This is a genomic window from Kitasatospora sp. NBC_00070 (genome assembly GCF_045041205.1).
Lineage (GTDB): Bacteria > Actinomycetota > Actinomycetes > Streptomycetales > Streptomycetaceae > Kitasatospora.
Genome location: NZ_CP108247.1, coordinates 748,435 through 767,150 on the forward strand (window position 1 = coordinate 748,435; position 18,716 = coordinate 767,150).

19 protein-coding genes are annotated in these 18,716 nt (G+C 74.4%); 10 read left to right on the forward strand and 9 right to left on the reverse strand.

What is annotated here, in order from left to right:
* Positions 1–132: 132 nt before the first annotated feature.
* Genes OHV05_RS03445 through OHV05_RS03475 form a run of 7 tightly spaced genes read left to right on the forward strand, consistent with a single transcriptional unit; the run spans position 133 to position 7,102 of the window.
* A complete protein-coding gene (locus OHV05_RS03445) occupies positions 133–1,293 on the forward strand; it encodes a nucleotide disphospho-sugar-binding domain-containing protein (RefSeq protein ID WP_405016265.1) in 1,161 nt (386 codons plus the stop codon).
* The gene (locus OHV05_RS03450; RefSeq protein WP_405016266.1) at positions 1,281–1,871 is read left to right on the forward strand and encodes a dTDP-4-dehydrorhamnose 3,5-epimerase family protein; all 591 of its coding nucleotides are present in this window, start codon (positions 1,281–1,283) and stop codon (positions 1,869–1,871) included. The genes OHV05_RS03445 and OHV05_RS03450 overlap by 13 nt, the downstream gene beginning before the upstream one ends.
* Complete coding sequence (locus tag OHV05_RS03455; RefSeq protein ID WP_405016267.1) at positions 1,868–3,496, forward strand: FAD-dependent oxidoreductase; 1,629 nt, start codon at positions 1,868–1,870, stop codon at positions 3,494–3,496. The genes OHV05_RS03450 and OHV05_RS03455 overlap by 4 nt, the downstream gene beginning before the upstream one ends.
* Complete coding sequence (locus OHV05_RS03460) at positions 3,493–4,260, forward strand: SDR family NAD(P)-dependent oxidoreductase (protein ID WP_405016268.1); 768 nt, start codon at positions 3,493–3,495, stop codon at positions 4,258–4,260. The genes OHV05_RS03455 and OHV05_RS03460 overlap by 4 nt, the downstream gene beginning before the upstream one ends.
* Positions 4,261–4,312: 52 nt before the next feature.
* Entirely contained in the window at positions 4,313–5,272 is a 960-nt protein-coding gene (locus OHV05_RS03465) for an aromatase/cyclase (protein WP_405016269.1), read from the forward strand.
* Positions 5,256–6,821, forward strand: coding sequence for a class I adenylate-forming enzyme family protein (locus OHV05_RS03470; protein WP_405016270.1), 1,566 nt, complete (start codon positions 5,256–5,258; stop codon positions 6,819–6,821). The genes OHV05_RS03465 and OHV05_RS03470 overlap by 17 nt, the downstream gene beginning before the upstream one ends.
* On the forward strand, positions 6,818–7,102 hold the full coding sequence (locus tag OHV05_RS03475; RefSeq protein WP_405016271.1) for an antibiotic biosynthesis monooxygenase family protein: 285 nt from the start codon (positions 6,818–6,820) through the stop codon (positions 7,100–7,102). The genes OHV05_RS03470 and OHV05_RS03475 overlap by 4 nt, the downstream gene beginning before the upstream one ends.
* Positions 7,103–7,162: 60 nt before the next feature.
* On the opposite strand, the gene OHV05_RS03480 is transcribed toward OHV05_RS03475, so the two are convergent.
* Positions 7,163–7,390, reverse strand: a complete 228-nt coding sequence (locus OHV05_RS03480) for a hypothetical protein (protein ID WP_405016272.1) — start codon at positions 7,388–7,390, stop codon at positions 7,163–7,165.
* Between the two features lie 147 nt (positions 7,391–7,537).
* A complete protein-coding gene (locus OHV05_RS03485) occupies positions 7,538–7,948 on the reverse strand; it encodes an organic hydroperoxide resistance protein (protein WP_405016273.1) in 411 nt (136 codons plus the stop codon).
* Positions 7,949–8,062: 114 nt separating this feature from the next.
* On the opposite strand from OHV05_RS03485, the gene OHV05_RS03490 reads away from it, so the two are divergent.
* Both OHV05_RS03490 and OHV05_RS03495 read left to right on the forward strand, forming a co-directional pair.
* Positions 8,063–8,551, forward strand: coding sequence for a MarR family winged helix-turn-helix transcriptional regulator (locus OHV05_RS03490; RefSeq protein ID WP_405016274.1), 489 nt, complete (start codon positions 8,063–8,065; stop codon positions 8,549–8,551).
* A 95-nt stretch (positions 8,552–8,646) separates the two neighbouring features.
* The gene (locus OHV05_RS03495; RefSeq protein ID WP_405016275.1) at positions 8,647–9,633 is read left to right on the forward strand and encodes a cytochrome c oxidase assembly protein; all 987 of its coding nucleotides are present in this window, start codon (positions 8,647–8,649) and stop codon (positions 9,631–9,633) included.
* A gap of 81 nt (positions 9,634–9,714) precedes the next feature.
* Here the strand turns inward: OHV05_RS03495 and OHV05_RS03500 are convergent, their stop codons facing one another.
* A complete protein-coding gene (locus OHV05_RS03500) occupies positions 9,715–10,404 on the reverse strand; it encodes a TetR/AcrR family transcriptional regulator (protein ID WP_405016276.1) in 690 nt (229 codons plus the stop codon).
* 127 nt (positions 10,405–10,531) lie between these two features.
* On the opposite strand from OHV05_RS03500, the gene OHV05_RS03505 reads away from it, so the two are divergent.
* Positions 10,532–11,983, forward strand: coding sequence for an MFS transporter (locus tag OHV05_RS03505; protein ID WP_405016277.1), 1,452 nt, complete (start codon positions 10,532–10,534; stop codon positions 11,981–11,983).
* A 7-nt stretch (positions 11,984–11,990) separates the two neighbouring features.
* On the opposite strand, the gene OHV05_RS03510 is transcribed toward OHV05_RS03505, so the two are convergent.
* The 6 genes from OHV05_RS03510 to OHV05_RS03535 form a co-directional block, all read right to left on the reverse strand.
* Complete coding sequence (locus OHV05_RS03510) at positions 11,991–13,313, reverse strand: DUF2254 domain-containing protein (protein ID WP_405016278.1); 1,323 nt, start codon at positions 13,311–13,313, stop codon at positions 11,991–11,993.
* A gap of 68 nt (positions 13,314–13,381) precedes the next feature.
* Positions 13,382–14,401: a DUF2278 family protein gene (locus OHV05_RS03515; protein WP_405016279.1), complete on the reverse strand. Its 1,020-nt coding sequence runs from the start codon at positions 14,399–14,401 to the stop codon at positions 13,382–13,384.
* 122 nt (positions 14,402–14,523) lie between these two features.
* Positions 14,524–16,365 (reverse strand): protein kinase domain-containing protein, encoded by a 1,842-nt coding sequence (locus OHV05_RS03520; protein WP_405016280.1) that lies wholly within the window; start codon positions 16,363–16,365, stop codon positions 14,524–14,526.
* A gap of 275 nt (positions 16,366–16,640) precedes the next feature.
* Positions 16,641–17,381 carry an urease accessory protein UreD gene (locus OHV05_RS03525; RefSeq protein ID WP_405016281.1) on the reverse strand — a complete coding sequence of 247 codons (741 nt, stop codon included), beginning with the start codon at positions 17,379–17,381 and terminating at the stop codon, positions 16,641–16,643.
* The gene (gene ureG / locus OHV05_RS03530) at positions 17,378–18,058 is read right to left on the reverse strand and encodes an urease accessory protein UreG (protein WP_405016282.1); all 681 of its coding nucleotides are present in this window, start codon (positions 18,056–18,058) and stop codon (positions 17,378–17,380) included. Before ureG ends, OHV05_RS03525 begins: the two co-directional genes overlap by 4 nt.
* A complete protein-coding gene (locus OHV05_RS03535) occupies positions 18,048–18,710 on the reverse strand; it encodes an urease accessory protein UreF (RefSeq protein ID WP_405016283.1) in 663 nt (220 codons plus the stop codon). The genes ureG and OHV05_RS03535 overlap by 11 nt, the downstream gene beginning before the upstream one ends.
* Between the last annotated feature and the right edge of the window lie 6 nt (positions 18,711–18,716).

Below are 18,716 nucleotides of genomic sequence, written 5' to 3' on the forward strand. Positions count from 1 at the left end.
TCCTGGGCCGATTCGGCCCGACCGCAGTTTCCCGCGCGCGGACCTGAGAACCGGTCGAGTTCGGCTCGACGTTGAATCAAGGAGCCGGTTCCGCCCTATTCCCACCGACCCGGCTCTGCCATGGTGGAGCGCATGAGGATTCTGCTCACCGCGGCACCGATGTACGGGCACGTCCTGCCGCTCGTCCCGATTTCCTGGGCACTCAGGTCGGCGGGCCACGAAGTCCTGCTGGCGGCGCCCGGGGAATTCGCCGAGGTGGCGGCCGAGGCGGGTCTGCCCGCGATCGCCACGGCCGGTCCGGTGTCGATGGGCGACCTGATCGGCTTCGAACGGGACGGCACGCCCGCCGCCCGGCCCGCCGACCCGGCGGGCCGGGTGCACCGCAGCGGCCGGGGCTTCGGACGGCTTGCCGCGCACGTGCTGGACCGGACCGTCCGGATCGCCGAGCGCTGGCGCCCCGACCTGGTGGTCAGCGAACCGACCGAGTACGCGGGCCGGTTGGCCGCCGGACTGCTCGACCTCCCCTGGGTGGAGCACGGTTGGGGGCTGCGCCTGCCGGACGGGTACGCCCGGGCGGCCGAGCAGGAACTCGCCCCCGAGCTCACCGCCCTGGGGCTGCCCGGCCTGCCGGCCCCGCGCCTGCGGCTCGACCCGTGCCCGCCCCGGCTGCAACTGCCCGGCCCGCCCGCCGGTCCGGTCCGGCGGATGCGCTACCTGCCGTACAACGGCCCGGCCCGGGTCCCGTCCTGGGTCCGACTGCCCAGGGAGCGTCCCCGGGTCTGCGTGACGCTGGGCAGCATGCCGCCGGCCGTCCGGTCCGGGCTGCTGGCGACGGTGCCGGCCGCCCTGCACGCGGCCGGCCTGGAGACGGTGCTGGCGACCGGGTCCGATCCGATCGAAGGACCGTTGCCGGACTCGGTGCGCGCCGTCGGCTGGCTCCCGCTGGACACCGTCCTGCCGGCCTGCGACCTGGTGGTGCACCACGGTGGTCCGGGCACCGCGATGACGGCCCTGGTGCACGGCCTGCCCCAGCTCGTCCTGCCGTTCCACCTCTCCGACACCGCCACCTACGCGCAGCGGCTGGCCGAGCTCGGCGCGGGCCGCCGGCTGCCCCCCGAGCGGGCCGAGGCAGCAGAAGTCGCCCACACCGTCCGGGAGTTGCTCGCCGATCCGGCGGCCAGGACGGCCGCCGCCGGGCTCGCCGCCGAGATCGCCGCGCTGCCCACCCCGGCGGAGCTCGTCCCGGCGCTGACCGCCCTGACCCGGAAGGAGACCCCGGTATGCGTGAACTAGCGGTGGCGGGAGCCTGGGAGGTCACGCTGCGACCGCATCAGGACGAGCGCGGCACCTTCGTGGAGCTGTACTCGACGGACCGGCCGATCGGGCCCGACCGGCCGCTGCCGATCGCACTGGCCGCGCTCTCGGTCTCCCGCCGGGGCGTCCTGCGCGGCGTCCACTACGTCGACACCCCGCCCGGGCAGGCCCGTTACGTCACCTGCGTGGCGGGCGAGGTACTGGACTTCGTGGTCGACCTCCGGGTCGGCTCGCCGACCTTCGGGCGGTGGGACTCCGTCCTGCTCGGCCCCGGCCACTGGCGGGCCGTGCAGCTGGCGCCGGGCCTCGGCCACGCCTTCACCGCGCTGACCGAGGACGCCACGGTGCTCTACCTCTGCTCCGCGCCGTACCGGCCGGAGCTGGAGCGGGCGGTCCACCCGCTCGACCCCGACCTGGCGCTGCCCTGGCCGGACACCCCGGGACGGCTGCTCTCCGAGCGCGACCGCACCGCCCCGACCCTCGCCGAGGCGCACCGGGCCGGGCTGCTCCCGCTCGCCCCCGCCGGACCGACCGACCCAGCCAGGAGGCGGACATGACGAGCACTCAGAACTCTCCGGAGGCCCGGGTGCTGATCGCGGGCGCCGGCCCGGTCGGCCTGCTCACCGCGCTCGAACTGGCCCGGCGCGGCGTTGCCGTCCGGCTGGTCGACGCGGCCGACGGGCCGGCCGTCACCAGCCGGGCGATGGCCACCCACGCCCGCTCGCTGGAGCAGTACGACCAGCAGGGCCTGCTGCCCGACCTGCTGCCGCGCGGCCGGGTGATCCAGCGCTTCACCATGCACCTGAACGGGCGCCGGCTGGCCGCCCTCGGACCGGACTACTCCCGGGTCCCGACCCGCCACCCGATGACCCTGATGATCGATCAGGCCGCCACCGAGGACGTGCTGCGCCAGGCCGTCGCCAAGCACGGCTTGGAGATCGAGTGGGGGGTGCGGCTGACCGGCTTCGAGCAGCGGGACGACGGCGTGACCGTCGAGCTGACCGGTCCGGCCGGGCCCGAACGGGCCGACGCGGGCTGGCTGGTGGGGTGCGACGGCGGGCACAGCACGGTCCGCCGACTGCTCGGGCTGCCGCTGATCGGCGACTCCACCGAGACCTGGCTGATCGCGGACGCCGAGATCGAGACCGAGCTGCCGCAGAACAGCATCCACTGGATCAAGGTCGGCAGCGGCACCGTGATGGCCATCCCCTTCCCGCAGGAGGGCAAGTGGCGGCTGCTGGACACCGCCGACACCTCCTACGCGGGCGATCCGGCGGACGTGGCCGAGCGCTTCGCCGCCAAGCTGCGCCGGGGGCTCGGCCGGCCCGTCACCGTGCACCGGCCCAGCTGGGTGTCGGTCTTCACCATCCAGCAGCGGATGGTGCCGGCCATGCGCAGCGGCCGCTGCCTGCTCGCCGGGGACGCCGCGCACGTGCACAGCCCCGCCTCCGGCCAGGGGCTCAACACCGGTCTCCAGGACGCGTACAACCTGGCCTGGAAGCTCGCCCTGGTCGAGCAGGGGCACGCCCACGACGCCCTGCTGGACAGCTACTCGGCCGAGCGGGTGCCGGTCGGCCGGGCGCTGCTCGGCTCGACCCGGAAGGCGACCCGGCTGGTGCAGCTGCGGAACTCCACCGCCGGCGCGGCCCTGCCGGTGGTGTTCGCCCTGGTCCGCGCCTTCGCCCCGCTGCGCGGCCGGATCGAACGGAAGATCATCGGCAGCATGTCCGCCCTGTCGCTGGAGTACCCGGACAGCCCGCTGACCCTCCCCGACCACCGGCCCGCCGGAGCCACCGGGCCCCGGGCCGGCAGCCGGCTCGGCCAGGTCACCACGGACCGGGCCGCCGGGCCCGGCTGGAGCGCCCTGCTCGACGAGCTGCGCGACCTGCGACCCAGTCTGCTGGTCGCGGCCGGCCAAGGCGGCGCGGTCCGCGCCGCCGGGGCGGCCCGGGCGGCGCACGAGGGTTGGCTCTCGGTCCGCACCGTCGGCGGCGAAGGCCCGGACGCGCTGCCGGACCCGGACGGCGCGCTGCGCGCCGATCTCGGCCTGCCGCCCGGCGGCTGGCTGCTCGTCAGGCCGGACGGCTACCTCTGCGGCCGGGGCGAGGCCCTCACCCCGGCCGGGCTCACCGAGGCCCTCGACGTGCTGCGCGGGGTCCGCCCCGCCGCCCGGGAGGTGTGACCGTGGACCTGGGGCTCACCGACCGGGTCGTCCTGGTCACCGGCGCCTCGGCCGGCATCGGCCGGCAGACCGCGCGGGCGTTCGCCGCCGAGGGGGCGCGGGTGGCGCTCACCTACCGCACCGGCGAGGACCGGGCCCGGGCCCTCGTCGAGGAGCTCGGCGGCGCGGCGGACCGGGCGCTGGCCGTGCCGTACGACCTGGCCGACCCGGGCTCGGTGGACGCGGCGCTCGCCGAGGTCGAGCGCCGCTGGGGCGCCGTCCACGTGCTGGTCGCCAACGCGCTGCGGCGCGGGCGGCGGCGCCCGCCGGGCGGCCGCACCGAGCAGGTCCCGGCCGGGGAGTGGCAGCCGCTGCTCCGGGACAACCTCGAACAGACCCTGCGCACCGTCCAGTTGGTGCTTCCGGGGATGCGCGCCCGGGGGTGGGGCCGGGTGGCGCTGCTCTCCTCCCACCTCACCCGGGACGGTGCCCCCGGGCAGGAGTTCTACGCCGCGGGCAAGGCCGCCCTGCACGGGTTCGCCCGCAGCCTGGCCTGGGACGCCGGACCGGACGGCGTCCTGGTCAACGTGGTCAGCCCCGGACTGACCCGGACCGACGGCGTGCTGGCCGACCTGCCGGCCGAGCTCCGCGACCGGGAGACCGGGCGGACCCCGACCGGGCGGCTGAGCACCCCGGACGAGGTGGCCCGCACGATCGCCTTCCTGTGCTCCGCCGCGAACGGCAACATCACCGGCTCCGTCGTCGAGGTCTCCGGCGGGCGCTGACCCGAACCGCCCCTTCCCCCTGGGGAGTCCGACCCATCGTGAGAGGAACAGCATGTCGACCACGCACACCGTCCGGCACAACGCGATCATCCAGGCCCCGGCGGGGCTCTGCTTCGACCTGACGGCCGATCTCGCCGCCTGGGCACAGCACTTCGGCCTCGCCGTGCACGGCGAGGTGGTCGAGGAGGACGCCGACGGCACCCAGCTGGTGCGCCGCTGGGCCCTGACCGGGGGCACCGGCGTGCACTGCTGGGACGCCCGCCGCCGGCTCGACCGGGCCGGCCTGCGGATCGCCCTGGAGCAGGTGTCGCCACCGGCGCCGCTCGAATCCGCCACCGCCACCTGGTCGTTCACCCCACAGGGGGCCGGCGCGACGGCGGTCGAGCTGGTGCACACCTTCGCCACCGTCGACGACGCCCCCGAGGCGGCGGCCCGGATCACGGCCGAGCACGAGGAGCGCGCGCCCGCCCAGCTCGACGCGCTGCGCGAGACGGCCGAGCAGTGGGCGGACCTGGAGCCCCGGGTGATCTCCTTCGAGGACCCGCTGTTCATCGGCGGCCGGCTGGAGGACGTCTACGAGTTCCTGTACGCGGCCGACAAGTGGCCCGAGCGGGTCCCGCACGTCACCAAGCTCGACCTGACCGAGGAGGTGCCCGGCATCCAGTTCTTCGACATGCACACCCACACCCCGGACGGCAGCGAGCACACCACCCGGTCGGTCCGGGTCTGCCTGCCGGAGCTCAACAAGATCATCTACAAGCAGGTCAACCTCCCCGGTCTGCTGGACGGGCACACCGGCCACTGGGTGTTCGAGGAGACCCCGGAGGGCGTCGTCGCCCGGGCCAGGCACACCGCCACCATCAAGCCCTCCGCCCTGCACCTGCTCGGCGAGGGCACCACCGTCGCCGACGCCCGCGCCTACCTGCGCCGGGTGCTCAGCACCAACAGCCTCCAGACCCTGCGCTACGCCCAGCAGTTCGCCGAGGAGCGCCTCCGTGCGGCCCGCGACTGACCTCGCGGCGGGACGGCCCGCCGCCCCCGCCCCGGGGCCCGACCTGCCGTTGGACGGCCTGCTCCGCCGGGCAGCGGCCGTCGCCCCCGACCGGGTCGCGATCCGGACCCCGCTCGGCGACACCAGCTATGCCGACCTCGACGCCGAGGTGGACACCGCGGCCGGCGCGCTCACCGCGGCCGTCGGCCGGACCGGCGCGGTGGTGGGCGTGGTGGCGAGCCTGGACGTGCCGTTCGTGGTGGCCTACTACGGCGCCGTCCGGGCCGGCCACCCGGTGGCCGTGGTCAACCCGCTGATGGGGGACGACGCCCTGGTGCACGCGCTCGGCACGGCGGAGGTGGCCGCCGTGGTCGCGCCGCCCCGGGTCGCCGAGCGGCTGGAGCTGCTCCGCCCCCGGCTGCCGAAGCTCGGCGGGGTGATCACCGCCGAGCGGCTGCCCACCGGACTGCTGCCGCCGGGCGAGCGCGGCCCGGCGGCCGACCTCGACGCGGTGGCGTGCATCCAGTTCACCAGTGGCACCACCGGCGCCCCGAAGGCCGTCCGGCTGACGCACCGCAACCTGGTCGCCAACGCGGCCCAGATCGCCGCCGTGCACGGCCTGGACGGCGACTCGGTCACCGTCAACCACCTGCCGCTCTACCACCCGATGCACCTCAACTCGGCGGTGTACGCGGCCGCGACCCAGGTGCTCTGCCCCGACTCCGCGCCCACCGCCGCCGTCACGGCGGCCAACCGGCACCGGGCCACCCACCTGTACAGCCTGCCGGTCCGGCTCGCCGCGCTGGCCGCCGACCCCGGTCTCGGGGAGCTGCGGCTGGACACCGTCCGGGCGGTGCTGTCCGGCGGGTCGGCGCTGCTGCCGGCTCAGGCCCGGGCGCTCTCGGACCAGTTCGGCGTCCCGGTGGTGCAGGGCTACGGACTCGCCGAGACCTCGCCGCTGACGCACTGCGAGCGGCCCGCCGACCCGCGCCCCGGCTCGGTCGGCCGTCCCGTCCCCGGGACGGACTGCCGGGTGGTCGACGTGGCCGGCCGGTTCGCCCTGCCCACCGGCGAGCGCGGCGAGATCCAGGTCCGCGGACCGCAGTTGATGGCGGGTTACCTGCACGAGGACGGCCCGGCGACCGACCCCGACGGCTGGTTCTCCACCGGCGACATCGGCTACCAGGAGGCGGACGGCCACCTGTTCCTGGTCGACCGGCTCAAGGACGTCTTCAAGCACGAGAACTGGCTGGTCTCGCCGACCGAGATCGAGCAGGTGCTGATCCGTCACCCGGCTGTCCTGGACTGCGCCGTGGCCGACCACCCGGACCCGTCGGCCGGTGCGGTGGCACACGCCTTCGTGGTCCTCGCACCGGACGCCGGTCCGCTGGACGGCCCCAACGGCCCGGCCGCCTTCGTCAACGGCCGGCTCCCCTACTACCAGCACATCCGCCACCTCGACGTGGTCGACCGCATCCCCCGCTCCCCGAACGGCAAGATCCTCCGCCGCACCCTGCGCGAGGCCGCGGCGGCGGCCCCCACCGACCGACCCCCAGGAGACCCGACATGATCACGGTCATCAACCGGCTCACCGTGCACGGCGACGTCGAGACCTTCCGCAAGGTCCTCACCGGCATCACCGAGCACATGAGCAGCCAGCCCGGCTTCCTCGACCACACCCTCTACCGCTCGACCCGCAACCCCGCGGTGTTCGTCGAGACGGCCCGCTGGACCGACGCCCAGGCGCACCGGAACGCGATGAGCGCCGACGCGTTCCGGGAGAAGGTCCGCGACCTGGGCAGCCTCGCCTCCCCGGAGCCCGACGTGTTCGAGGCCGTCGAGGAGGACTGACCTGGCACGGCGGCGCCCCCGGACCTCGTCCGGGGGCGCCGCCGTGCCAGGTCGGGGGCTTCAGCGCGGCCACCCCTGCGGGAACACCTCCAGCGCCAACGCCCGCTCCAGCGGGGTGAGCGCGAGGTCGGGGCGCACCCGCTCCGGGTACCGGCCGGGCAGGTCCCGGGCCGCCCACTCGTCCCCGGCCAGCCCCAGGGTGATCCCGCCGAGCGCCGACAGGCCCCGGCCCACCCCCCGCCACAGCCGTCCCGGCCACCGCCTGCGCCGTACGGAACCCTGCTCCACCCGGTACCTCCCGAGGCTCGACCGTCACGGTGTGCAGGCCGATCCTCCGGCCGGCGCCTCGCAACGGGGTCGAGCTCCGATCGCGGTCGGGAACGCCGTCGAGCCCCGGACCGCTGCTCGGTCCGGGGCTCGACGACGCGCGGGCGACTACTCGACGACGAGCTCGACCTCGATGTTGCCGCGGGTGGCCTTGGAGTACGGGCAGACCTGGTGGGCCTGCTTGACCAGCAGCTGGCCGGCCTCGCCCGCCAGGGCGTCCGGCAGCTCCACCCGGATCACCACGGCCAGGCCGAAGCTGGTCTCGTCCTTGCCGATCGAGACCTCGGCGGTGACCGAGACCTCGCTGGTGTCGACCCGGGCCTGGCGGCCGACCAGGCCGAGCGCGCTGGCGAAGCAGGCCGCGTAGCCGGCGGCGAAGAGCTGCTCGGGGTTGGTGCCCTGGCCGTTGCCGCCGAGCGCGGGGGGCATCGCCAGCGCGAGGTCCAGCTGGCCGTCGGAGCTGACGGTGCGGCCCTCGCGGCCGTTGGCGGTGGCGACAGCGGTGTACAGCGCGTCCATGGTGACCCGTCCGTTCGGAACCTCGGCGGCCGTGGTCCGGCTCGCCCTCTGCCGAGAATCATTGCACGCAATTCAGTTGTGCACAACTGAGCCGCCCACAGCTATTCTGGGACCATGACCGAGTCGACCGAGCTGCCCGAGACCGAGCTGCTGCGCCTGGACCGCCAGATCTGCTTCACCGTCCAGGCCGCCTCCCGCGCCTTCAACGGCGTGTACCGCACCCTGCTCAAGGACCTCGGGCTGACCTACCCGCAGTACCTGGCGATGCTGGTGCTCTGGGAGCACGGCGAGCTGCCCGTGAAGCAGATCGGCGAACGCCTGCGGCTCGACTCCGGCACCCTCTCCCCGCTGCTCAAGCGCCTGGAGGCGACCGGCTACGTGCGGCGCACCCGCAGCACCGAGGACGAACGGTCCGTCACCGTCGGCCTCACCGACGCCGGGTCGGCCCTGCGCGACCGGGCGCTCTGCGTCCCGCGCGGCATCATCGAGGCCAGCGACCTCTCCGCCGCCGAGGCCGCCACCCTGCACGCCCTGCTGGTCCGGGTCACCGGCTCGCTGGACGCCGCCGCGGACACGCCGGGGGCGGGTGCGGCCGCCGGATAAGCGCCGCCTAGGCTGACCCCCGAAGCAAAACGGACGAACCGGACCAGCAGCGGCCCGGTCCGGCCGGAACTGACGAGGGAAAGCAGGACCCGCCGATGGGCGACGGCATGACCGGGATGCACCAGCACGGCGGGATGGCCCCTCTCGGCCCGTTCACCGCCGACTCCGCCCTGACCTGGTCGCCCGACTGGCCGTTCCTGCTCGGCTGCCTGGTCGCCCTCGGGCTGTACGGCGCCGGCGTGGTCCGGCTGGTCCGGCGCGGCGACCGCTGGCCGGTCGGCCGCGGCATCGCCTGGCTGGCGGGCCTCGGCACCGTCCTGCTGGTGACCTGCACCGGACTGAACGACTACGGCATGGTGCTGTTCAGCGCGCACATGATCCAGCACATGGTGCTCTCCATGCTCTCCCCCATCCTGCTGCTGCTCGGCGCACCCATCACCCTCGCGCTCCGCGCGCTGCGCCCGGTCCGCAAGGGCAGCAGCAAGGGCCCGCGCGAGCTGCTGGTGGCCCTACTGCACAGCCGGTACGTCCGGGTGGTCTCGCACCCGGCCTTCACCATCCCGCTGTTCATCGCGAGCCTGTACGCGCTCTACTTCACCCCGCTGTTCGACTTCCTGATGGGCTACCGGGTCGGGCACATCGGGATGATGGTGCACTTCCTCGCGGTCGGCCTGCTGTTCTTCTGGCCGATCATGGGCGTCGACCCGGGCCCGCACCGGCCGGGCTTCGTGATGCGGATCATCGAGCTGTTCATGGGGATGCCGTTCCACGCCTTCTTCGGCGTGGCGGTGATGATGGCGACCGGTCCGCTGGTCACCACCTTCAAGACCTCGATGGCCCCGCCCGGCACCGACCTGATCACCGATCAGAAACTCGCCGGCGGCATCACCTGGGCGTTCGGCGAGATCCCGACCGCGATCGTGCTGATCGCACTCACCCTCCAGTGGGCCAAGTCGGAGGAGCGCCAGGCCCGCCGCCGGGACCGGGCGGCCGACCGCGACGGCGACGCCGAACTGGTTGCCTACAACGCCTACCTGGCCTCGCTGGACAAGCGCGGCGCCCGGGCCGCCGACGCCGGCTGAGCCCCCGTCCGACCGGTGAGCCCCCGCCCCCGGCGGGGGCTCACCGCTGTCCCCGACGCCCTGTCAGAACCGTCAGAGCCGTCAGACCCGCCGGGCCAGCCCGGCCACCACGATGTCCAGCCCGAACTCGAACCGCTCGTCCCCGACGTCCCGGGTCAGCTCCCCCGCCAGCGCGACCACCAGCGGATAGCGGTCGGCCGGGACGGCTTCGAAGAAGGTCCTGATCCGCTCCCCGTACGCGGAGGCGTCCTCGGCCGCCACCTGCCACCGGCTGCTCTCCTCGAAGGCGGTGGCGGTGACCAGCAGTGAGAGCACGTCCACGCCGTACGAGGCGGTCCGGTCGTCCAGACCCCCCGCCTTGAGCAGGGCGAGCATCGCCTCCGCGCTGTCCAGCGCGTGCGGGGTGACCGGCACGTTGGCGGCCATCGCCGCCCTGGCCAGGTCGCCGTGGCCGGTCAGCGCCTTGCGGGCGCGCCGCATGTGGTCCTTCACCTGCTCCTGCCAGCGCGCCGGGTCCGGGGTCTCGACGGTGATCTCCGAGTAGACCAGGTCCAGCACCTGCTCCAGCAGCTCGTCCTTGTTGCCGATGTGCGCGTACAGGCTGGCCGCACCCGTCCCGAGCTCCTGCGCGACCCGGCGCATCGAGAGCGCGTCCAGGCCCTCGGTCTCGATGATCGTCAGCGCGGTCGCCACGATCCGCTCGCGACTCAGCGGCTGCCGCCTGGGGGCGGGCTGCTCCCGGCCGGGCCAGGTGTCGGGCCAGCTGGTCATGCGGAACCTCCGGAGTAGGCGACCCCCGAATCCTACCTTGACACGAACGTCGTTCCAGTCGTAGAACAGTGTTCGTCAGAACAAACACTGTTCGTCCCGACGAACGACGTTCCACCGAGGAGTCGTCATGACCGCCGTGCTCGAAGCACCCCCCGAACGACCGGTCCACCGCTACCGCTGGGCCGCCCTCGGCGTGATCCTGCTGGTCGAGGTGATGGACCTGCTGGACGCCACCATCACCGGCGTCGCCTCCCCCGCGATCCTGCGCGACCTGGGCGGCAGCGAGTCCCAGATCCAGTGGATCGCCGCCGCCTACACGCTGGCCTTCGCGATGCTCATGGTCACCGGCGCCCGGCTCGGCGACATCTTCGGCCGCAAGCGGCTCTTCCTGCTCGGCGCCGCCGGCTTCACACTGGCCTCGGCGGCCTGCGCCGCCGCGACCGACCCCGGCCTGCTGATCGGGGCCCGCGCCGTCCAGGGCGGCTTCGCCGCCCTGCTCATCCCGCAGGGCCTGGGCCTGATCCGGCTGATGTTCCCGCCGCAGGAGATCGGCGCCGCGTTCGGCCTGTTCGGCCCGGTGCTCGGCCTCTCCTCGGTGCTCGGCCCGACCCTGGGCGGCTTCCTGGTGGACGCCGACTGGCTCGGCGCCGGCTGGCGGACGGTCTTCCTGGTCAACCTCCCGCTCGGGCTGCTCGCCGTCCTGGCCGCCACCCGCCTGCTGCCCGCGAACCGGCTGACCAAGGCGGACGGCGCCGTCCGGCTCGACCTGCCCGGCGTGCTGCTGGTCGGCCTGGCCGCCCTGCTGCTGGTCTTCCCGCTGGTCCAGGGCCGCGAGCTGGGCTGGCCGCTCTGGACGTACCTGAGCATGGCCGCCGCACTGCCCGTCCTGCTGCTGTTCGCCCGCTACCAGCGGCAGCTGAAGCGGCGCGGCGGCTCACCGCTGGTCGAGCCCTCGCTGTTCGCCCGCCGGGCCTTCACCGGCGCGCTGGCCACCGGCGTGGTGTTCTTCGGGGCGTTCGCCGGCCTGATGCTGGTCTTCACCCTCTACCTCCAACTCGGCCTCGGCTGGACCCCGTTGCACGCCGGCCTGACGATGATCCCGCTCTCGCTCGGCCTGGTGGTCGGCGCGATCCTGTCCGGTGCGGTGCTCGGCCCCCGGTACGGCCGCCGGGTGCTGCACCTCGGCCTCTCGGTCGCCCTGCTCGGTTCGCTCGGCCTGTGGGCCACCTTCGAGCACGGCGGTCCCGGGCTGACCAGCCTTCAGCTGGTCCCGGCCCTGGTGGTCACCGGCTTCGGCCTCGGCCTGATCATGGCCCCGTTCTTCGACATCGCCCTGGCCGGCGTCGAGGAGCACGAGGTCGGCTCCGCCTCCGGTGTCATGAACGCCGTCCAGCAGCTCGGCGGCTCGGTCGGCGTCGCCGTGCTCGGCACCGCCTTCTTCTCCTGGGCCGGCTCCGACGGCTTCCGCCCGGCGGCCGGCTGGACTCTCGGCCTGACCGCCGTCGGCCTGCTGATCGCCGCCGCCCTCGCCTTCCTCCTCCCGCACCGGGCCCGCCCGCACGAGGACGGCGCGCACTGACCGGGTGTCAGCCGATGCCCTGGCGGTCCGGCGCCAGCGCGAAGCTGCGGTTCGCCGGGTCGGGTACGTGTTCGGCCACCGCCCGCTCCAGCAGGGCCCGTTGGGCCAGCAGGGGCGGGCGGCGGTCCTCCGGGGTGATCCGCAGCAGGTCGTCCAGGGCGGCGGCCAGCCGCCGGGTGACCTGGGGCTGGCCGCCGCCGCAGATCCGGATCTCGGTGAAGGCCAGGTCGATGGTGCACTGCCAGTCCGGGATCGGCTGCACCAGCCGGACGGTGCCGTCCCGGTCCCGGTAGCGGAGCTCGCCGAACGGGTAGCCGGCCAGCATCGCCAGCAGCTGGTGGATCCGGTCGATCGCCTGCACCGCCGTGGTGGGGTCGTTCACCGCCGGGGAGAGCGCCCGGATCGCGATGTCCACCAACTGCCGGAAGCCGAAGCTCAGGTCCTGGTGCATGGTGCGGTCCACCCCGATGTTCAGCGCCGAGGTGATCCGGTGCGGTCGGGGCGGGGTGCCGCCGACCACCAGCACGGTGGGGGTGCCCGGGGCGATGAAGTCACCGATCCGGGGCACCAGGTGGAAGACCGCGCCGTGCCGCCGGGCGACCCGCACCAGCCGGGCCAGGTTGACGTCGCGCAGCACTCCCGAGTTGCCCGCGTGCAGCAGCGTCACGCTGTCGGCGGGCGGCTCCATCCGGGGCCCGGTCTCGGGGGCCATCCAGCGGTACGTGGTGAGCACCCCCACCGACTCCCGGGTCACCCGGTCGATCACGTGCGGCACCCGCAGCAGCCGCTGGGTGGACTGCACGTACAGCACGAACAGCGTCAGGCTGAGCAGCACCAGCAGCACCGCCACCACGGTGGAGACCACCGGCACGGAGGTGACCTTGGTCGGGTCGGTGGTGTCGTCGTAGCCGAGCTGCACCAGCAGGGTGAACAGGAACGTGGCCAGGCAGACCGAGAAGGTCGCCTTGGTGATCCGGCTCCGCACGTACAGCCGCAGCACCCGGGGGCTCATCTGGCTGGCCGCCATCTGCAGGGCCACCAGCGAGATCGAGAAGACCACACCGATGAAGGTCAGCATCGCCGAACTGACCGTGGAGACCACGGCCTTCGCCCCGCTGGTGAAGGCCAGCAGGTCGGCCGCGCTGCCGGTCTCGGCGATCTCCTCGTGCACCAGCTCGGCGTCCAGCCAGCTGGTGGCCCCGGCCATCAGCACCGCCGCCAGGCAGGTCAGCAGCGGGGCGAACCAGAACGAGTCCCGCAGGTGCTCGCGCAACGGCGACAGCGGTCGGTGGCGCAGACGCCTCTGCCTGGGCTGCTGACGGTCGGTCATCTCGTCAGCCTAGGCCGGGTCCCCCACCCGGTCGGCGCGGCGTACGGCCGACCGGGTGAGACGGCGGGTCAGAAGGTGATCGTCCGGCCCTCGGCGGCGGCCTGCCGCGCGGTGTAGGAGACACCGTGCACCTTCAGCCCGGCCGGGTCGAGCAGGGTGATCGAGCCGCCGTGGTTGCCGAGCTCGAAGCCCCGGCCGCCGTTCACGGTGAGCACCGCGCCGGGGGCCAGCCGGGCGGCCGGGATCGGCAGCCGGTGCTTGGCCTGGTCGGCGAGCTGCCAGCCCGTCAGGTCGACCGGTGCGGCGGAGGCGTTGAGCAGGGTGACGGTCTCCCGCTCGGGCGCCGGGCCGACCGGGTTGACCAGGGCCGCGACGATCCGGACCGCCGTGCCGCCGGGATCGGCCGGGTCGGTCGGCCGGCCCGGCGTGCTCGGCAGGGTGTGGCCGGTGGTGTCGTCGGTGTGCCAGCTCTGCGACTGGAAGGCCAGGAACACCGCCACCCAGCGGTCCTCGGCGGGCAGGTGGATCAGCAGCCCGCCGTCCTGGTAGACCCCGTCGTCGCTGCGGAACCGTCCGCTGTTGCCCTGGTTCAGGTGGATGTCGTGCACGCCGTTGCCCGGCTTGAAGCCGAACGCCTTGTCCGGCACGTTCGCCTCGGGCCCCCAGCGCTCCCCGAACAGGTAGACCGCCGCCCCCGGGTCGGCGATCGCCCGCTGCACGAAGTGGTCCAGCAGGTCGGCCAGGTCGTTGTCGACCCCCGGCAGGTCCGGCGGCAGGGTGCGCAGCCGGGCCGGGTCGAACAGGTTGCCCCGGATGAAGTCGAGCGCGGCCGTGCCGGGCTTCGCGGGCAGCGCGGTCCACCCGCTGCCGGGCGCCGGGAGCAGCCCGGTCAGCGGGTGCCGGAAGTCGTCCACCACCACGTACAGCAGCTCCGAAGGAGCCTGCTGGGACAGCACGTTGACGGCGGCCCGGTAGTCGGTGCCGTGCGCGTCGCGCAGGTGGATCTGGAAGTGCGGGCTGTCGGAGGCGCCCTCCCGGCGCCGGTCCACGGCGGTGGCGGCGAGCACGCCGTAGTTCTTCAGGGGCACGGTGGGGTCCTTCGGCCGAGGCCACGTGGGCCTGCTGCGGTGGTCCCCACCGTTATGCCGTACCGACCGGGGCGGGTGCAGCGGAATCGCCGGATGTTCACCCGCCCCGACGGCCTGTGGTGCTACCAGTTGACCCGCCACTGCTGGGACTTGTTGCCGGGGGTGCAGGTCTGCATGGTGACGGCCTTGCCGGCGCCGTTGTCGGTCATGCAGAGCGAGCTGCTGTAGTCCTTCAGGTAGATGCTGCCCGAACCGGTGTTGATCAGGCCCCAGCTGGTCAGGGCACTGAAGCCCGGGTTCACCTCGACCGCACCGTCGCCCATGCCCTGCACCAGCATCGGCTTGGCGAGGTTGCAGGGGTACAGGTAGTACCAGCCGCCCGGGCCCTGGTCCGATCGCATCCAGCCGAACTCGGTCCGGCCGCCCATCACCGCCGTCGTGCCCGCCACCGGGTCGCCGGCCAGGCCGAGCTTCATGCCGCTGCCCACGCCGGTGACGTAGCTCCAGCCCTTCCCGCCGCACTCCGCCGGGACGCTGGGTCCGGGCGGCGGTGTGGTGGGGGCCGGGTTGGGCTTCGTCGGCGCCGGGTTGCTGCCGCCGCCGCCCCCGCCGCCGGGCGTACCGCCGCCGTTGTTGGTGCCGGCACCACCGTTGTTGTTGCCGGTACCGCTGCCGGTGCCGGTGCCCGAACCCGTGCCCGTGCCGCCCGCGTTGCCCCCGCCGGTGTTGGGGACCGTCCCGCCCGGCTGATTCACCGGAGCCTGCCCGGCGTTCGGGTCGGCCGGCGGTGCGCTGGCGGGGGCCGACGGCGTCTCGGCCGGCGCCGAGGACGGAGGGGAGGAACCGGCCGGTGCGGTACCGGAGTTCGAGCCACCGACGACCGGCGCCGACTGGCTCGGGGTGTTGCCCTTGGCTTGGCTGCCGAGCGGGCTGCGGTCGATCAGCAGCGCGCCGCCCGCCCCGGCCGTGATCACGACCGGGACGATCAGCGGAACCAGCACCCGGAAGCGCCTCCGCTTGGGCTCCGGCCGGGTGCGGGCCTGGTCGCCCACCGCGGCCACCACCGTGACCGGGGTGGCCAGCAGCGCCGGGGGCGTGCCGACGGCGGTGGCCGGGACCGTGACCGGTCCGCCGGCCCCCGTGACTGCGGCCCGGGCGGCGGCGGCCATGGTGGCGGCGTCGGGGTGGCGGTGCTCCGGCTGCTTGGCGAGCGCGGTGGCGACGAACTGACGGACCGCCGGGGAGAACGACGGCGGCAGCCCCGGCGCGGGCTCCCGGACGTGCTTGAGCACGATCTCCAGCACCGATTCGCCGCCGAACGGCACCTGGCCGGTGAGCAGTTCGTAGCAGACCACGCCGATCGAGTACAGGTCGGAGAGCGGGGTGGTGACCGCCCCCTCCGCCTGCTCGGGGGCCATGTACAGCGCCGTCCCGAGCACCGCGTGCGAGGCGGTGATCTTCGTACTGGTGGCGGCCGTGGCGATGCCGAAGTCGGTCACCACCACCCGGTCGTCGGCGCGCACCATCAGGTTGGACGGCTTGACGTCCCGGTGCACGATGTCCTGCTGGTGCGCGGCGTGCAGCGCGTCCAGCGCTCCTGCCAACAGCCCGAGCGTGCGCTCGGCCGACAGCGGACCGTCCGCCGCCAGCACCTCGTGCAGCGGGCGGCCGTCGATCAACTCCATCACGATGTACGCGACCTGGCCGCCGGGGCCGTCCACGCTCTCGCCGTAGTCGTGCACGTCGACGATGCCCGGGTGGCTGAGCGCGGCGAGCATCCGGGCCTCGCGCCGGAACCGCTCGGCGAACTGCTCGTCCTCCAGCAGCGCCGCGTGCAGCACCTTGACCGCGACCTGACGCCCCAACACCTCGTCGTCGGCGCGCCAGACATCGCCCATCCCGCCGCCGCCGATCCGCTCGGTCAGCGTGTAACGACCTCCGAGAACGGTCCCCCGACCCCACATGCCCCGACTCCCTTGTCATGCTCGGCCCCAACGGGCCGCCATTCGGCCACAGTCTGCCAGAGCCCCCAGGCCGGTCCAGACCCCGGGCCCGACCGTTACCGCCCTGGTGCAAGGCCCGTACGTGCCGGAACGGGTCAAGGGACGGGCCGCTCCTGCAACTTGTTACCGGGGACGCACATCGCGGCTCCACCCGCCGCCCTGCCGTGGTGGCGATGCCATTGGATAGCTGCACCGCGCTTCGCCGACGACGCGGGTCAGCCGATCACCGTTCACCGTCAAGGGGCTTGACCCGCCATCAGCCGGCGCAGCACCAAGGTGTCCGGCGCCAGCGCGGTCAGCAGCACCGCGCCCTCCCCCGGCAGTGCCAGCAGCGCGGCGTCGCCCTCGGTGGGCGCCGCCGGGGCGGGCAGGCCGACGGTGAGCAGTTGGCCGACCGTGCGGTGGCCGCCCAGGCAGGCGGGGCCGTCCCAACCGGGGGCGCCGGGGCCGAGGTCGGTCTGCTGGTCGAGGATCACCCGGCCCGCCTGCCGGACGGTCAGCCGGGAGGTCAGCCGCCCCGGACCGGTGCCCCGGGTCCAGTCGTGCAGCCGGCCGAGCACCTGCTCCTCGCGGTAGCCCAGCCGGGCCCCGGCGGCCAGCTCGATCCGGGTGGTGAGCACCAGGTGGCTCCCGGCGGCGGCGATCACCGGCTCCGGCGACCAGTCCAGCAGGGCGCCCGCACCGACCGTCAACCGCTGTTCCAGGTGGGCGGATTCGGGCCCGGGCAGGCTGATGGTGGCCGCCGCGCTGGTCAGCCGCAGCTCGGCGCCGGGGCGCACCTCGACGTGCACGGCGAGCCGGTCGCCGCCCAGCGGGGCCGCCATCGAGCCGATCAGCACCACGTGCGCGCCCGGCCCGGTGCCCAGGGTGCGGCGGAGCGCGAACGGGCCGCCGCCGGCCAGCACGGGCAGGGCGGTGCCGCCCCGCCCGTCCGGCTCGGCGGTGACCCGGGCGGCGGCGGCCAGGGCGGCGGTCAACGCACCTGCCAGTCCGCCAGCCGCTCGCGGACCCAGGCGACCACGGGGGCGATGCCGTCGGGGTCGGAGAGGGCGGTGAAGACGGTGGGCAGCTCGCCGCGCTGGGCCTTGGCGTCCCGGGCCATCACGCCCAGGTCGGCGCCGACCAGCGGGGCCAGGTCGGTCTTGTTGATCACCAGCAGGTCGGAGCTGGAGACCCCGGGGCCGCCCTTGCGCGGGATCTTGTCGCCACCGGAGACGTCGATCACGAAGATCTGGTGGTCCACCAGGCCCCGGCTGAAGGTGGCGGTCAGGTTGTCGCCGCCGGACTCGACCAGGATCAGGTCGAGCGGGCCGACGGCGGCCTCCAGGTCCTCCACCGCCTCCAGGTTGGCCGAGATGTCGTCCCGGATCGCGGTGTGCGGGCAGCAGCCGGTCTCCACGGCGGTGATCCGCTCGGGCGGCAGCACGGCGTTCCGGAGCAGGAACTCGGCGTCCTCGGTGGTGTAGATGTCGTTGGTGACCACCGCGAGCGAGAGCTCCGCGCGGAGCACCCGGCAGAGTGCGGCGACGGTGGCGGTCTTGCCGGAGCCGACCGGGCCGCCCAGGCCGATCCGCAGCGCGCGCGGGTGCTCGGGGGTGGCGGTGTGGGTGTGCCGGACGGTGGCGTCGTGGGGGTCGACGTGGTCACGATGCAAAGAGTCGTACCTTCCAGGAGCTGTGCTGCTCGGCGTAGACGTCGAGCAGCGGAGCGGAGGCGGCGGGCAGCTCGCCGGAGCGGGCGGCGGCCACCGCGCGGGCGGTGACGTCGTCCAGCGCCGGGGCGAGCCGGGCGAGTTGGGCGGTGACCTGGTACGGGTCAAGCCCGAGCAGCCGGACGCAGGCGGTGGCCGGACCGTTGACGCTCTCGTACGCGGCGACGGCCGCCGCGTCCGCCGGGGTGAGCCCGGCGGCGTGGGCGGTGGCGCCCAGCACCACCGGCTGGTGGGCACCGCCGGGGTGACGGTCCTTCAGTCCGTCCAGCAGCGGGTGCGGCCAGGTGGCCCGGGCGGCCCTGAGCAGCTGGCGGCCGAGCCGGCGGCTGGCGGCACGCTGCGCCGGGGACGGGGTACGGGCCTCGGCGGCCTGGTCCACGGCGTCCAGCGCTCCGGGGTCGGGGTCCAGGGCGGCCGCCGCCGCGAGGGCGGCGGCGGTGAGTCCGGTGGTGTGCAGACGGCCGGTCAGGAAGGCCGCCATCGACACGTGGTCGTGCACCCGGCCGGACTTCACCGCGGCCTCGGCCCCGCCGGAGTGCGCATGGCCGCCGGCCGGGAACCGGCCGTCGGCGAGCAGGAGCAGTGCGGCTGTCATCTCAGA

Excerpts from the sequence above, each read along its gene's own strand:
- OHV05_RS03505 (WP_405016277.1), top strand. The coding sequence starts at position 10,532 with ATGACCGCCGTGCTCGAAGCACCCCCCGAACGACCGGTCCACCGCTAC.
- OHV05_RS03490 (WP_405016274.1), top strand. The coding sequence starts at position 8,063 with ATGACCGAGTCGACCGAGCTGCCCGAGACCGAGCTGCTGCGCCTGGAC.
- OHV05_RS03455 (WP_405016267.1), top strand. The coding sequence starts at position 1,868 with ATGACGAGCACTCAGAACTCTCCGGAGGCCCGGGTGCTGATCGCGGGC.
- OHV05_RS03485 (WP_405016273.1), bottom strand. The coding sequence starts at position 7,948 with ATGGACGCGCTGTACACCGCTGTCGCCACCGCCAACGGCCGCGAGGGC.
- OHV05_RS03465 (WP_405016269.1), top strand. The coding sequence starts at position 4,313 with ATGTCGACCACGCACACCGTCCGGCACAACGCGATCATCCAGGCCCCG.
- OHV05_RS03500 (WP_405016276.1), bottom strand. The coding sequence starts at position 10,404 with ATGACCAGCTGGCCCGACACCTGGCCCGGCCGGGAGCAGCCCGCCCCC.
- OHV05_RS03450 (WP_405016266.1), top strand. The coding sequence starts at position 1,281 with ATGCGTGAACTAGCGGTGGCGGGAGCCTGGGAGGTCACGCTGCGACCG.
- OHV05_RS03495 (WP_405016275.1), top strand. The coding sequence starts at position 8,647 with ATGGGCGACGGCATGACCGGGATGCACCAGCACGGCGGGATGGCCCCT.
- OHV05_RS03475 (WP_405016271.1), top strand. The coding sequence starts at position 6,818 with ATGATCACGGTCATCAACCGGCTCACCGTGCACGGCGACGTCGAGACC.
- OHV05_RS03510 (WP_405016278.1), bottom strand. The coding sequence starts at position 13,313 with ATGACCGACCGTCAGCAGCCCAGGCAGAGGCGTCTGCGCCACCGACCG.
- OHV05_RS03445 (WP_405016265.1), top strand. The coding sequence starts at position 133 with ATGAGGATTCTGCTCACCGCGGCACCGATGTACGGGCACGTCCTGCCG.
- OHV05_RS03520 (WP_405016280.1), bottom strand. The coding sequence starts at position 16,365 with ATGTGGGGTCGGGGGACCGTTCTCGGAGGTCGTTACACGCTGACCGAG.
- OHV05_RS03535 (WP_405016283.1), bottom strand. The coding sequence starts at position 18,710 with ATGACAGCCGCACTGCTCCTGCTCGCCGACGGCCGGTTCCCGGCCGGC.